The 1,714-nt window shown below is 34.4% G+C and carries 1 protein-coding gene; it reads right to left on the bottom strand.

Going from position 1 to position 1,714, the window contains the following annotated elements; translation table 11 throughout:
• Positions 1-162: 162 nt before the first annotated feature.
• On the bottom strand, positions 163-1,614 hold the full coding sequence (locus F7732_RS22475) for an IS1182 family transposase (RefSeq protein ID WP_151576222.1): 1,452 nt from the start codon (positions 1,612-1,614) through the stop codon (positions 163-165).
• Between the last annotated feature and the right edge of the window lie 100 nt (positions 1,615-1,714).

Here is a 1,714-nt window from a genome sequence, read left to right as displayed (position 1 = left end):
TGAGGGCACTGATTTTCTTATAATTTATGTTTCTTGTTTAACCCAGTGGGAATCTATACTGAATTTTATAAAGTAAAAAAGCCATTTTCTGTCTTTTATCAGATAGAAAAGTGGCTTTTTCTGTCTTAATACCTTAATTTCTGGGTTGTCTTATCTCTTTAGTCACTTCATTAATTTTAAAATCCGTTTTAGATTGACTGCAAATATGGTTGTGGCCCCTTGAATTTGCATGCCAAATAAACCCGAGGATTTCGCTGTATCATACTCGTGTCCATGCTTCAGTTCACTATTTTTAGCCTCAATCTTATATCGACTTTTAGATAACTCCTTAAATTTATCTGTATTCTGGAACGCCTCTTGATCTTTATGCTCGGTTGATTTTATGGTGACTGAATATGTTTTTGATTTCGCTCCTTTTTTATAACAGCCTTCTTGGAATGGACAAACCTTACATTTTTCAATATCAAAGAAATATTTCATTCTTTGGTTTCGATCTTGGCCCTTTCTCTCCTCAAATTTCTTTTTGGTCGCTAAATGGCCTGCCTTACACACATACATTCCCGCATCTTTATTAAACGTGAATTCGTCTTCTTTTTTACGGGTACCATGTGTTACGAGTGGATGCAGTTTCGAAACTAGCTCCAACTCTTCTTTCTTCATAAAACGAATATTTTCTTTCTCCGAATATGCCGTATCTCCAATTACCGTTTTAATTTCCATTCCGGTTTCTATGCTTTTCTCCACTAATTCTTGTAGGTATTTTCCATCACTTTTTTCTCCAGTCGTAATCACCGCAGCCGTAATAATCCGTTCATCAGCCATTGCCAGATGTGTTTTATAACCAAAAAAGGAGGATTCTTCAGATTTATGTCCTACTTTGGCATCAGAATCCATGGAAAAACTCAATTGTTCTGTACAATCTTCAACGACTTCTTTTAAAACATTTATTTTCTCTTTTACCGCAGGTATTTCTGAAATTCTTGGCTCTGATTCAATGACCTTTATGAGATCCTGGCAGTAAACGATTTCATCCTCCACATTATTACTTATCGTTTTGGGTGGTAATTTTTCTTTCATCGATTCATCAATCTGATAAACAGATTTCCGTACATTTTTTGTTTTTTCCTGTAGGAATTCTTTAACTGACTTTTGATTATAGCGTGATTTTGTGTGAGTGGAGTCGACAATAATCGTTTTACTTTTTATGATTTCTTTCTCTAGTGCAATTTCTACACTTTTGTTTATAAGCATGTCTAATAAATTCATGTCTTGTAGTCGCTGTTTGCGAAATTTCGTTAGGGAACTTGGATCAATGACAGGTTCTTCTGGTGCCATTTCAAGAAAATATTTGAATGACATATCATATTTTGAGCGTTCAACAACATCAACATCGGATAAACTAAAGATTGATTTGAGTAAGAGGTATTTGAACATACGAATAGGATGAACGGCATTCCGGCCGTTATTTAAACAATACTTTGATTCTAAATCTTCAAGAATAAAGCTAAAGTCCACAAGATCGTTGATTTTACGTAACATATTGTCTTGAGGAACAACAAGGTCGTATATTTGTGAATATGGGCTGAAACTAAAAGATTGTTGGTTGGATATCATTGGATTTCACCTGCAATATAATTATTACTTTCATTATAAAACAAAAAGCCAGCGAAACAATGTTTCACTGGCTTTAAAAAGGACTTTTTCAGTGCCCTCA

The organism is Bacillus mesophilum, assembly GCF_008923265.1.
Taxonomy (GTDB): Bacteria; Bacillota; Bacilli; order Bacillales; family Cytobacillaceae; genus Cytobacillus; species Cytobacillus mesophilum.
This window is presented reverse-complemented; position numbering and strand designations above follow the sequence as displayed.

Excerpts from the sequence above, each read along its gene's own strand:
- F7732_RS22475 (WP_151576222.1), bottom strand. The coding sequence starts at position 1,614 with ATGATATCCAACCAACAATCTTTTAGTTTCAGCCCATATTCACAAATA.